This is a genomic window from Paenibacillus sp. JT31N7 (genome assembly GCF_059692095.1).
In genome coordinates this window covers 288,366-301,779 of the sequence record NZ_JCAUAT010000002.1, presented here as the reverse complement: position 1 = coordinate 301,779, position 13,414 = coordinate 288,366, and the positions used below count along the sequence as shown (strand labels likewise).

The window sequence follows — 13,414 nt, the reverse complement described above, 5'->3', positions numbered from 1 at the left end:
TGCGGCTGCAGTTGAGGCGCCGTCATGCGAAATCGGATCGCCCGCCGGGAATTCATATTCAATGCGGAACCCGGGTTCACATAAGCGGCGGCCGCCTGCCCATAAATAGAACGGACGATGACCGAAGGGCGGGTAAACCAAAAGCGCCTGCCGGCAGCGCAGGCAGCCCAAAAAGGAGCAGGCTCATAAATGAGCTGCTCCTTTTTTGTATGGGCGGCGTGATTGGTCAACTATGGTTGAAGCCTCGTCCCGTGCCCTATGTACCCGGCCCTATGTATCCATGCTTACTTCATCCCACTCCGCATCCATATAGCGGACCAGCCAGTTCAGCGCACGGTGTCTTTCCATAACGACGCCGCCGTCCAGTCCGGCAGGAGCGGGACGGCCGTTGATCCGGGCGTCTACGCAAGCCCAGTCGTAGCGGTAGATCCGGTCCGCTTCGTCGAGAATGTCTTCTTTCGGTCGGACGTTTGCCCGCTCATAAAACGTGTCGAAATTGCCGGCCAGCCGCAACGCGTCCACAGCCGCCTGAACATCGCAGACGGAGCCGGGATAGCCCAGTTCTTCGACATATCCGAGTGACCAGAGCAGCACCCAGTAGCATTCGTACATCCAGGCGAACTGGATCGCATCCGTCGGATCGGGCGCGCCGCTTTCGAGGAAAGCCTGTTCTTTTTCCGTAAAAAAAGGGGAAACGCCGTACAGCTCGATAACGCCCTCGATAAATTCTTTCGCTTCTTGGTTGTCCCCACCTTCGGCAACATCCGCGCCGTACATGGCGATCATGCACAGAGCGGCGGCGCGGGCGGATATTTCTTCCTTCGTCCGGATAACGGCGTATTCATCGCCGTCGATGACCGGCAAATGCTCGATAACGGGAACACCCTGTTCCTTCAGCAGAAGCATATTCCGTTCTTTCCGCGCTTCGGCGGACGGGGACGACTGAATATGGGCGTCGATCAAATCCGTGCTGACTGTAACGGTAAAGTCTTCTACCTCGGATTCTCCCTGGGCGCTCAAAATTACCTTGCCCTCCGGGTTCAGCAGCTGGCCGGTCGGTAGGAATAAAACGGCATGCACGCGGGACGCTGCATCCAAAATCCGATTCATCGTGTCCGAGTCGATCTCCTTCGAAGAGACGATGCCGACAGCCGCGTTAAGTCCGGTGATCTGCCGGAGCACTTTGTCTTGAATGTGCTCGTGCGGCGTCTCGATCTGGCTGAAAAAGCCGTACATCCCCCGGATCATCGGCTGGAATTCATCCGGATTGCTCTCCAGCGTCATCAGGGAAAACGTGACGGTCGTTTTGCCGAAGAGCTTTTTATCCACAATCGTAATCTGGCCGCCGTCCGGCGATGTTTGAACCTGCTTGTCCCCGAAGGCGGTGCGGATGGCCTCCGTTATTTTTTCGTACCCTTTTATCGAGATATAAAGCGTACACTGATTCATGCTGCACTTCCTCTCCTCATGTCCTTAACCACCATCATCATACCGAAAAATCGGCAAAGTTGTAAAATGTGGTATTCTAGCAGTAAACCTAGAAAGATAGGAAGGATTCACGTGATTGGTTACCCTAAGCTGGACGAGCGGGACCCGCAGCCGCTGTATATGCAGCTCTACATTCATATTAAGACCGGCATTATCCGGGGCGAGATCGCCGAACATACCCGACTGCCGTCTATCCGCAAACTGGCCGGTTTTCTCGGGCTGAGCACCACACCGGTCGAATCGGCTTACCATCAGCTCCTTTCGGAAGGCTATATCGCGAGCAGACCCAAGAGCGGCTTTTACGTGGAAAAGCTCCCCGAGCCCTATGGGAAACTCGGCTCATCGCCCATGGCAGAGCCCTTGCAGGTCGGGGAGGAGGAGCCTGACGCGGTCAGGAAGCGCAGGTTCCGCTACGATTTTCATTTGTCGCGGAACGATTTTACGGTTTTTCCATACAGGACCTGGAAAAGGCTTGCGAACGAAATGCTCGCCCCGGATAACGAGAACCTGCTGTTCTTCGGGGACCCGAGAGGGGAGCGCGGGCTGAGGGAACAAATCGCCGCCTACCTCCGGCAGATGCGGGGCGTGGAATGTTCCCCAGGGCAGGTTGTCGTCGGAGCCGACCATTTTAATCTGGGCGTCATCCTGAGCCAGATTCTGAAGCGGTACGGCACACGGCTTGCCATAGAGAACCCCGGCTACCCGCTGATCCCGTCGATCTTCGGCAAGGCAGGCTATGAGATTGTACCCGTGCCGCTGGAAGCGGACGGCATCGACATCGGGCGGCTTTATGCCACCGGTACCCGTCTCGTCACCGTCACACCTTCGCACCAGTTTCCCCGAGGCATGGTGATGCCGGTCTCCAAGCGGCTGAAGCTCCTCCAGTGGGCGCGCGATACGGACGGCTTCATCCTCGAAGACGATTACGACGGTGAATTCCGCTACCACGGGCGTCCCGTTCCGGCCATGCAGGCGCTCGTTCCCGGCGCCCCCGTCATTTATTTGGGCGGCTTCGGCCAAATTATGGCCCCGGCCCTCTGCGTCAGCTATATGGTGCTGCCGGACAAGCTCGTGCCGCTTTTCGACGCGCTGCGCAGAGAGATGATGTTCGAACAGTCCGCCTCCAGGCTGCATCAGCATACGCTGGCTCTTTTTATGGAGCGGGGCTACCTGGAGAAGCATGTACGCAGGATGCGCAAGCTTTACCGGAAAAAGCACGACAGGCTGACGGCAGCCGTCGGGCGCATTTTCGGCAGCCGGGCCGCGGTGATCGGCAGGGACGCCGGGTTCCACATCGTGCTCCGCGTGCGCAGCGAACGGCCGGAGGCAGAACTGCTCCGGCTGGCGGAAGCGGCCGGCGTTCATGTGTCATCGGCGGCGTTTTACTGGCCGGGGACGGTTCCGCCCGAAGGCGAGAAAGATTTTATGGTCGGATTCAGCGGGATTGCGGAAGAAGATATCGAACCAGGCATACGGAATCTGAAGGAAGCGTGGTTCGGCGATGCTCATCTGTCGTCTTAAATTTTCCGAATCTGCTTATTTTGAAATAGATAGTTTGCTGGTATAACGGAGGTAGACATGATCTATGGAGGAATTGAAAGCTATGAATGAACCTGTGAAAGAATCAGTGAGGGAGACTGTGAATACAGCTGGGAATGAACCTGTGAACGAACACGTGAACGGACCTGGGAGTACCGTAACGGACCGTCCCAAAAGCGGCTCTCCGAACAAAGCCGGCACCCCGGTGCCCGTACGTTTTCTGGAAGGGAAAAAGGTCTATTTGCGTCCCATTGATACCGGGGACACGGAGACGTATTTCCAGCAGTTGTTTCAGCCGCAAACCCGCAAGTTGACCGGTACGCAGAAACATTTTACAAGAAGCCAGATCGAGCGCTACATCGAAGGAAAAGCGCAGGACACGTCAAGCATTCTGCTGCTGATCGCCCTGACCGAAACCGACGAGGTGATCGGGGACATCGCCCTGCAGGATATCGACAGCTACAACCGCAGCGCGGGCATCCGCATCTCTATCGATAGCAGCAGAAACCAGGGCAAAGGCTGCGGCACGGAAGCGCTCAACCTTATGCTGGATTACGGATTCGGGATCGTGAACCTGCACCGGATCGAACTGAACGTATTTGCCTATAACGAGCGTGCCCTTCACGTGTACGAGAAAATCGGCTTCAAAAAAGAAGGCGTGCAGAAAGAAGCCCTCTATTACAATCACAAGTACCACGACTCGATTCTGATGGCGATCCTCGAACACGAGTATCGGGAACTTCACGGGCTGTAGAGTTTGGGCTGGACTGCTCCTCTGGACTCCTAAAGAGTTTTCACCCCATTTCCTCAAAAAAAGATCCTTTTTCGACTAACCCGGGGTTAGATGGGAAAGGATCTTTTTAATTCTTTTAATTCGCCGGTGTGGGCTTTGCCTCTCTCATTACTCTACAGACCAGCCGCATCAACTTTCTTTCCATGGCGGGGAAGAGGTGGAAGAACACTTTCGTCGTGATGCGGAGAGGAACCGGGCAGATGAGAAGTTTGTTCTTCTCGATCCCTTTCAAAGCCAGCGCGGCGAATTGGTCGGGACTCATCATTTTGCGCTGCTTCACCGATGCGTTGATTCGTTCCTTATCGAGATTAATGGCGCAGCCGTTCTCGTAAATCGCCGTATCGACATGTCCGGGGCAGAGTGTCGTGACCTTAATCCCGTACATCTCCGCTTCATAGTGCAGCGAGGTCGAGAAGCCGACAACCGCGTGCTTGGTAGCGGTATAAGCGGACACCATGGGAGTCGGACCGAGGCCGGCAGCCGATGCCGTATTGACGATATGGCCGAAGCCCTGCTTCTGCATAATGGGATAGGCCGCATGCGTGCCGTAAAGGACCCCCCAGAAATTGACCGCCACAATTTGATTCCAGTCATCCAGACTCATATCCTGAAATTCCCCGTACATCGAAATTCCCGCGTTGTTGAACAAATAATCCAGCCGTCCGAACTCATCGGCCGTTTCCTGGATAACCATCCGGAACTGGGAAGCGTCCGTTACGTCCAGCGGAACAAACCGTGCTTGACCTCCCTCATCGGCGATTTCGTTCGCCAGTTCTTCTCCTTGCACGACATGAATGTCGGCAATGACCACGTAGACGTTTTTCGCGGTTAACTGCTTGCACAGGGCGCGCCCGATACCGGATGCCCCTCCCGTTACGATGGCCGTTTTAAGCAGATTGTGCATAGACCACACCTCCCGTGAAATGTGAACAAGGACAATTCAGAAGCGGATCGGTTATCATGCTGTTGCCTAAATTATTCCATGAGAACGCTCGCAATCAAAGAGGGGAATATTGGCAGAAATATGGACGAAAGGAAACGGTTTTGTGACAGGGGATGCTATACTATATGGAAGAACATTGAAACTGGGTAGAGCAGATGTTTAGAAAAGGGGAGCAGCATATGGCCGTATTTAGATGCGATTGCGGTAAAGGTTTATCCAATTCAAGGTGTCCTAATGACATCCAATTGATTCTTTTTACGGATTACGAATGGGATTCCATACAAGAAAAAGTGCGCGAAGGAGCAGATATCTATGATTTTGAGCCTAAATATGACGTATGGCGGTGTCCTGAATGTGCACGCATTTATGTATTTAAGGGTGTGAGTTTGTTGTACCAATATAAATTGGAAAAGTAGGGTAGATCCATGCAACTGAACGGAATCGACTTCTCAGCGGAAGAAATCGAGGAAATTGAGCTTCTAAAAGAACTTTGTGAGGGCATGACCGTCGACGGAGATGAAATTGTCTGTTTTAAGGTGCTTTCGGATCTATTGAACAATCATGTCAAGTTCGAAGACTTTCCGCAGGATGTATTACAGACTACGCAGCTTCAGGTGAACGATTATGTTCATTTCTGGTCGGATGTCGATTGGTTTGACAGTCGGCTGGCTGAGAGCGTGGCTATGAAATTCAGTAGGATGTTAGAGAATTGAGGTCAGCCGGGAAATCCGGTTGGCCTTTTTTGTACTTCATCAAAAAATACTTCGTTTTTACAAAATACGACAAAAGTTCCTAATGCTAAATGAAGCTTTGTCCACTAACATTGTAGGTTGTTGGTTCTTTATTTTATTCGAGGCGGGTGAGGAAGATAAGGTTCAAGGGCCATAGGGATATACATATCACATGATAACAAAAATATTTTTAGTTCAAGGATGGTGGAAATTTTGAGTTGGTTTCGTAAACAAAAAAACAGAACTTTAAGGATGTTTACTAGTATGGTTCTGCTGCTGAATGCTTTAACTCTTGGAGCAACTGCAGCGTATTCACAGAGTATGAGCGCAGGTGGGTTTGAAGGGGCCGCTAGTCTGTCCGATCATTCACTCACGAATCCGGGGAATCTTATAGACGGGACGGCACTGCCTGGCACAGATGTCCAAAGCAGTGTATACGGGAACGTGTATTTGAATGGTTTTGCCAAAACGTTAGGAGCATCTTTTACGGTTACACCGGCTGCGCCTATCCCGGTTTTTCAGATTAGTCAATATGGTCAAAGTGCTTTGAACGATGGGCGGGTTATGGTAACTGTAGGAGAAACTAGAGCTGATTACAATCTTATGCTTAATCCGCAGACAAATACGTGGGAGTCAGCAGCTCCAATGCCTGTTAAAAGATACCGTCATCAACAAAGTACACTTAAAGACGGAAGGGTTCTTGTTACGGGTGGGTTTTTACCGTTAGAAGATTATTCTCCTAGTCATAAAGCCTATTTGTATGATCCTAAAACCAATACTTGGTCTGAAGCCGCTAACATGCCGGTTGGAAGAGCTGGCCATTCGCAAAGTGTTCTAAATGATGGACGTGTGCTTATAGCTGGAGGAGAAGCGATGCGAGATACACTTGATACCGCATATATTTATGACCCAGTATTTAACACATGGTCGAAGGTAGCAAATCTCCCGTTTGATCTTGCAGGTGCTGGACAAAGTACACTACCGGATGGGCGAGTTATGGTAGTAGGCGGAAGTTCACTAGTGGATAGGGAATGGACATCTTCTTCTAAAAAAAGTTTGCTGTATAACCCCATAACCAATTCATGGTCATACGCTGAGGATTTTCCGATTTCTGATTATGGAATTTTTCAGAGTACTTTGTTAGACGGAAGAGTTTTAATTAACACTCTTAAAGCAAGTTATCTTTACACACCGTCGACAAATAAATGGACGCAAGCTACGATACTTCCAACGGGATTCTATCCGTCTAGACAAAATACACTTCCAGATGGACGTGTATTAATCACAGGGCGTAACAGCAGCGGAAATGCCGCGTACTTCATTTCCTTCAACACACCGCCCACACTCAGCGTAGATAACACCAACCAAACGGTCTGGAAAGAAGACGGACGAGGTATCGTTACACTCTCGGGTAAAGTAAGCGATGTGAACAATGATCCGGTTACAATAAGCGCTACCTTAGCGGGTATAACCAAGACAACGCTTGTGCCCAATACGTCTTCTTCCCCGTCCTGGACGTTACAGTGGGATCTGAACACCGACAGATTACCTGCCGGGACTTACACGAATATCGCCGTTACGGCAAGTGATTCTGCGGAAGCGGTCACCTCTGCCTATACAGGCCTGATTACGGTCAATCAAGCACCGAATGCACCGACGAATATTCAGCCGGGCCGTTTTTCATCCAGTGATCCTCAGATGATCGCCACGGACACGTCCGTAGTGAGCTGGACATTCAGTGATCCGGATGCGGGAGATATCCAAACCGCTTTTCAGGTTGTTATTTTAAGCGCGGATGGTAAGTCACAGATTTATGACTCGCAGTGGGTCGTTTCAAGCGCAAACACGTTTACCGTTCCCGCTAATCTTATTAACAGGGGATCAGTCGCCGGATGGTACGTGAGGGTGAAAGACAGCAAAGGAGCGGTTTCAAACTTTTCTCCATTAGCGTATGTGCGGATAAATACAATGCCTTCTGCAGAGCTGACTTCATACACCGACGGGCAGACGCTGACAGATAACATGTTGACCTTTACCTGGAAGTATAAGGACGCCGATCAGCAGGCGCAATCCGAGTATCAGGTTGTCGGAACGAACGACGGATGGAAAAATTGGGCCTATAACTCGGGAGAGATAAAATCCGGCTCGACTTCCCATGTGGCCGGACCGATTACGAGCGGGTCATGGAATTTTGCGGTGCGGGTCAAGGACGGTACGGAATGGTCGGAATGGTCTTACCGGAACAATCTGATGCTGCCCAACGCGTATGAGCCCAACGATACGTTCGAGCAGGCATTTTCCGTCAAAATGAACGAATCTTACGCTTCCGTAATTACCACGGCCACCGACGTCGATTTCTACAAGTACACGGCAAAGGCTAATGGAGTGGACCGTTTAACCCTGAATGTACCGAAAGGCCTGAACTACAATGTACACATCTACGACAGCAGTAAACGGCTCCTTGCGGCAGGCATCCAAGAAACCGATATACCGGAAAATGTTCTCTATGAAGTGACGGAAGGACAGACTTACTATTTTAAAATTTTCGGAGTCAACGGCAGTTTTAGCGGGTCTAGTTACTCGTTCTTACTTAACAGCCTGACTTTCAGAAACGATACACGTTACGAGTATGATAACAACGGCAATCTGATCAAGAAATCCTCAACGGCTCAGAGCCAATAGGAAAAGCCGATGAAGGCAGGAGGATATTCAATTGAAAAAAAGAAATAAACAGATTTTCGCGCTTGTGATGGTATTGACCATCTTTTTATCGTGCGTCCAAGGGTTGTTCGTTCCTCATGCCTATGCCAAAAGCGACGAAGCTAAAACTAAAAAGGACAAGATTCAGAAATACCTGGATAAAGGCTTTAACTCCCAAGAGGTTGAGCAGGCATTAAGCAGAAACATCAAGGAAGCGGATTTGGAAGAAACGTTAACCAAAAGTAAACCCGTAAATAAATCCAAAGAGACTTCAAGCACAATCGTTAATGAAGTCAAAGAGAAACCTGTTCCTTCTTTTCGAATGAAGGCAGCAGCAGCATCCGGTCCGGAACCGGTACCTGACTTTGTTGTCGTGAATACTAAACCGGATGAAGCCCCATACAGTGTCAACCTGGAGCATGAAACGATTTCGACTCTCTCCGGCAGTCTCTCCGTCCGGGAAACGGATATGGTATTGCAGGGGCGAAACGGGCTTAATTTTTCCCTGACACGCAGTTACGACAGCAGCTCGGCTCAATTTAACCAGATGGCTTCTTATCGGAGCACTGGAGAGAACGGAACCATTCCCTATGAAGAGAAAATGTTTCCGATCGGCAAGGGGTGGTCATGGGACATTTCTTCCGTGGAAAGGCACGGCGATACGAAGTATTTGCACCTTGCAGGTTCGGGAGTTTATAAGATTACAAGCAGCGGTCTTGAAGGATACCCTTGGAAAGATCTGACCATTACCGAGGAAAGCGGCAATCTTGAACACAGGTATGTTTTGAAATCAATTAACGGAACCAAACAGTACTTCAACTATGATGGACATTTGGTGAAAATTGAAGACGACTACAAGAATTCGATCTATTTCAGGTACAGCGACGACCCGATTTACAAAAAAGTGTTAACTTCGATCTCTAGTGACGTAGGCAATGCCATTACGATCAGCTACAGTCCGACAGCTGTTGTCCTGACAAACGGCAGCCAGACTGTAACCTACAACAAGTCACTTCAAAGTTACATCGAAGTGTTAACCTCTGTAGTCGATCCTATTGGCAGAACTACCGTGTACGATTATGCCTTAAAATCGGCAAAGTCTTATGCAACTAATATATCTGTAATAGAAGCGGAAAATCCGTATTCTCTGCTTACCGGGGTTATGCATCCGACCGGCGCAAAGAGTGTTTACAAGTACGAAGATAGTCCGGTTGTACGGAATTTTAATTACGGATATAACGGATATTACCGCATGAAATCCAGAGAGGATCAGATTACACTCCAGGACGGCTCGTTACAGACCTATAACCGCAAAGATATTACGTATGAAGGGGATATGGGCAGCTCGTACGATAAGGATATGGAGTTTGCAGTCACTGTAGACAATAAGCTGAACCAAACCACATTTAGAACGAAGAAGGATTTTATAGAAAGAGAGAAGCCTTCCTATTACTACAACACCAACATAACGGAAATAACGTCCGTGAACGGCAAGACTCACCGCACTTCCACGGACCATGTTTATGATGAGAAAAGACATTTGCCGTCGCCCGACAAAACGACCGTTACGAAATCCGTTGACGGTGGGGCTCCGATCATTTTCACACATTCCAAGGTGTATGACGATTACGGAAATATAACTTCATCAACAGATCCGGCGGGTGTTACGACAACCTTCGGATACAATGACAGCCATCTGCTGACGAGTATTCTGGAGCCAAGGAGCTCCAACCAGAGCAAGTATACGCTGTACACATGGGACAAGCATACCGTGATCTTGAAACAAGTGTTTGAAGGCAGCGCAGCGGGCGCCAAACTTTCGGAAACCGCGTATGAGAATACGGATGCGTACGGCAACGTCACTCAGATACGCAATAGGAACAGCGCCGGCGAAACCGTTATGAAGCTGGAATATTCCTCCGGATATCAGGGAGCTTTTCCGACCAAAACGATCACAGCCGTAACGGATGCGGACGGGAACAAGTCCTCTATTATGAATCAGTATGAATATGATGCTATTAGAGGGCTGCTGACCAAGCAAATCGACGGAAACCAAGGCGTAACCACCTACCAGTACGATGCGCTGGGCCGTGTGATCAAAGCCATTCAGCCTGGCAACAGCACGGTTAGTATTCAGTATCTTGACCTGCAGAACCAAATCCGGCAAAAAGACGAAACCGGTGTGGAAACCGTCACCACCTGGAATCCCCTTGGCTGGAAAATGGAAGAAGGCATTATGCAGGGCACATACAAAGCCAAAGCCAAAGCCAAATACGGCTACGATACATATGGCCGTCAAATTTGGAACGAAGACGCCGTAGGGAACCGCACGCAGATCGGCTATGACGCCTGGAACCGGCAGAACCAGATCACCTATGCGGATCAGGCTGTCTCCAGAATCGAGACAGACGACTACAATCTGACCCAGACGACAACCGACCCGGAAGGCAACATATTCAGGCAGACGGCCGACAAGCTCGGCAGAATCGTCAAGAAAGAGCAGGTCGCTCCAAACGCCAAAGTACTCGGAACGTATCAGTACAATTTTGCAGGGAACGTCGTTGCTAGCACGGATGCGAACGGCGGTACCACCGAATTTCGCTACGACTCTTTGGGGCAGCTGACCGCCGTAATCAATGCCAAGAAGGAAGAAACGAAATACACCTACGACCAGTTGGGCCAAATGATCCGCATCACGTATCCCGACAACAACACAACGCAGAAAAAATACGATGAGTTGGGCCGTCTCATTCAGACCGCCGATGCTAACGGCAAAGTGGAGAAGCTGTACTATGACGGCAACAACAACCAGATCCGGGCGACCGATCGGAACGGCACAGAGCTCAGCTACGTGTACGATGCGCGCAATTTCCTGATCGAGAAGAAAGCGCCGGACGAAACGATCCGCTATGCGTACGACCTTGCCGGACGGCGCACCCGGATGACAGATAACACGGGCACGACGCAATACACGTACCAGCCATCCACGGGACAGTTGTCCAAGGTTGTCTACCCGGACGGCAAAACGCTCACGTACGATTACAACGCGCTTGGCCTGCGAAGCTCCCTGAACGATCCGTTCGGCCAAAACACCTACTACCAGTACGACTCGCGCAACCGCCTGTCGAGCGTGTCCTCTTCCCTCGCGGACGAGGAAGCGGCCTACAGCTATTACCGCAACGATCTCATCAAGCAGACCAGGCAGCGCAGCGGAATCACGACCGCGTACACGTACAACGGGCTGCAGCTGCAAACGCTGACGCATAAGCAGGCGGACGGAACCGCACTCAACACCTATGCCTACGAGTACGACGCCAACGAGAACGAAACCGCCAAAACCGAGAATGGCCAAACCTATCAATTCGGCTACGACCCGCTCAACCGGATCACTTCGTCTAGCCAATACCGGGAAAGCTACGCGTATGATGCCCGCGGCAACCGGACTTCTTTTCAAACCAACCATGAAGTGAACAGTCCGGACGCCGACTACGTCTATGATAAAAAAGACCGGCTCTCCGCCGTGAAATTGAAGGATGGAAGCACCGTTTCGTACAAATATAACGGAGACGGGCTGCTGTACGAGCGCACAGACAAGGAAGGAACCGCGCGCTATTATTACGATGGAGACCAAGTCATCGCCGAGGGCGACGGCAGCGGCAGCCTCAAAGCCCGCTATGTACGGGGAAGAGAGCTCGTAGCCCGGGAGAGCGGCGGAAGCAAAGCCTACTACCTCCACAACGGACACGGAGATGTCGTCGAGCTCCGCAGCGAAACCGGAACCCGGTTGAACCAGTACGCCTATGACATCTGGGGCAACCCGACCGTAAGCGAAGAAAACATCTCCAACCCGTTCCGCTATTCCGGGGAGTACTGGGATTCCGCAACCAAGCTCCAGTACCTTCGTGCCCGCTGGTACGATCCGAGCATGGGACGGTTTATTAACGAGGATACGTATGAAGGACAGCTCGATAATCCGCTGAGTTTGAATTTGTATACGTATGTGATGAATAATCCTCTGAAGTATACAGATCCGAGTGGGCATATGCCAGTAAAGGCGCTGAATGAAATGCTTAAAGAATTTGCCTACGGAAATATGTCCCAAAAGGAAATGGTTCGAAATGTTATAATAAGAAACGGAGAAGGAGCGATATACACGGCTTTCCATGAAATTACGCAAATAACGGTGGCAAACCAGTTGTTTAATTATACGGGTGAATTACCAACTCTAGAATATAAGGTAAGCACAGGAGAAATTGATATCGTTCATCAAGGACAAATGTGGGAGGTAAAAGCCTTTAAGCCGTTTGGCAGTTCTAAGGAAGATGCGGAAAAACAATTACAGAAATATGAAAAAGCGTCCGATTTTAAAAGAGGAGATTATATAGACGAAATTTGGGGAGTCAAAATTATCGATCGTGATGATGAGGATTATAGACCAGACTTATATATGGAAATGTTCTCGATAGATAAAGGGAAAATTGGATACCAATTTTACTTTTATGATAAAGATGGAGAAGCCCAATTTAGAGGTAATTTTGATGCCTGGGTGCTCACAAAACAATATTATTTCGACGATTTCGATTACGACAAAAGAAAAGGTGGAGGCAGAGGAGGGAAAGGAAACAGGTGAGAACTACAATTCTAGCATTTTTGGCGATGGTTCTATCTGCTTGTGCAATACCAGGAGAGAAAGGGGTTGAATTGCCTGTGACACAAAATCAAAACGCTAGTTTTACAGGGATATCCCAAAAGTTCTATGAAGATTGCAATAAAGCGCTAGATATTTTAGAGGACGTCATCTCTCATTTGGATTTATTTCATGATGATGAACGAAGCTTCATAGATTCATTTATTGATGGTGTATACAGCCAGCAAGAGGAGGAGTTTATTAAGAAGATTATTAAAATAGAGATGGGGTACTTCTCCAAATTAAATACAAGAAATCACGATGATCCTAATCATCCTGAACTGATTAGCAAATCACTTGAAAGCATCAAAACAGTTCGCACTGAATTGAATGAAGCGTACAATAAGAGTAAACAGTAATGGCTTTAATCTGTTAAATTAGATCGATTCTGACCACAATGCGACTAACCATCGTGTTGTGGTTTTCTGTTTGTGAGGCGGCGAGTTTAATAGCCCCCACCCAGTGCCGAATGAATCCTTTGCCCATATATAAGAAGACTTAACCCTCATTAGCCCCGTAACAAAATTCTGCCG

The 13,414-nt window shown here is 49.6% G+C and carries 9 protein-coding genes; 7 read left to right on the top strand and 2 right to left on the bottom strand.

Features of this window, described 5'->3' with window-relative positions; all coding sequences use genetic code 11:
- Window positions 1–270 precede the first annotated feature (270 nt).
- Window positions 271–1,449 (bottom strand): DUF4272 domain-containing protein, encoded by a 1,179-nt coding sequence (locus AC58P5_RS11660; protein ID WP_497386570.1) that lies wholly within the window; start codon window positions 1,447–1,449, stop codon window positions 271–273.
- Window positions 1,450–1,560: 111 nt separating this feature from the next.
- Here AC58P5_RS11660 and pdxR point away from each other — a divergent pair, with 111 nt between their 5' ends.
- Complete coding sequence (pdxR, locus tag AC58P5_RS11655; protein ID WP_497386568.1) at window positions 1,561–3,009, top strand: MocR-like pyridoxine biosynthesis transcription factor PdxR; 1,449 nt, start codon at window positions 1,561–1,563, stop codon at window positions 3,007–3,009.
- Window positions 3,010–3,091: 82 nt separating this feature from the next.
- On the top strand, window positions 3,092–3,781 hold the full coding sequence (locus AC58P5_RS11650; RefSeq protein WP_497386566.1) for a GNAT family N-acetyltransferase: 690 nt from the start codon (window positions 3,092–3,094) through the stop codon (window positions 3,779–3,781).
- A 115-nt stretch (window positions 3,782–3,896) separates the two neighbouring features.
- On the opposite strand, the gene AC58P5_RS11645 is transcribed toward AC58P5_RS11650, so the two are convergent.
- Window positions 3,897–4,724 carry an SDR family NAD(P)-dependent oxidoreductase gene (locus AC58P5_RS11645; protein WP_497386564.1) on the bottom strand — a complete coding sequence of 276 codons (828 nt, stop codon included), beginning with the start codon at window positions 4,722–4,724 and terminating at the stop codon, window positions 3,897–3,899.
- A 194-nt stretch (window positions 4,725–4,918) separates the two neighbouring features.
- On the opposite strand from AC58P5_RS11645, the gene AC58P5_RS11640 reads away from it, so the two are divergent.
- The 5 genes from AC58P5_RS11640 (at window position 4,919) to AC58P5_RS11620 (ending at window position 13,240) form a co-directional block, all read left to right on the top strand.
- Window positions 4,919–5,179, top strand: coding sequence for a DUF8617 domain-containing protein (locus AC58P5_RS11640; protein ID WP_497386562.1), 261 nt, complete (start codon window positions 4,919–4,921; stop codon window positions 5,177–5,179).
- A 9-nt stretch (window positions 5,180–5,188) separates the two neighbouring features.
- A complete protein-coding gene (locus AC58P5_RS11635; RefSeq protein ID WP_497386560.1) occupies window positions 5,189–5,476 on the top strand; it encodes a hypothetical protein in 288 nt (95 codons plus the stop codon).
- Between the two features lie 282 nt (window positions 5,477–5,758).
- Window positions 5,759–8,176 (top strand): Kelch repeat-containing protein, encoded by a 2,418-nt coding sequence (locus AC58P5_RS11630; RefSeq protein ID WP_497386558.1) that lies wholly within the window; start codon window positions 5,759–5,761, stop codon window positions 8,174–8,176.
- A 31-nt stretch (window positions 8,177–8,207) separates the two neighbouring features.
- Window positions 8,208–12,824, top strand: a complete 4,617-nt coding sequence (locus AC58P5_RS11625) for an RHS repeat domain-containing protein (RefSeq protein ID WP_497386556.1) — start codon at window positions 8,208–8,210, stop codon at window positions 12,822–12,824.
- Window positions 12,821–13,240 carry a hypothetical protein gene (locus AC58P5_RS11620; RefSeq protein WP_497386554.1) on the top strand — a complete coding sequence of 140 codons (420 nt, stop codon included), beginning with the start codon at window positions 12,821–12,823 and terminating at the stop codon, window positions 13,238–13,240. Before AC58P5_RS11625 ends, AC58P5_RS11620 begins: the two co-directional genes overlap by 4 nt.
- Window positions 13,241–13,414: the final 174 nt, after the last annotated feature.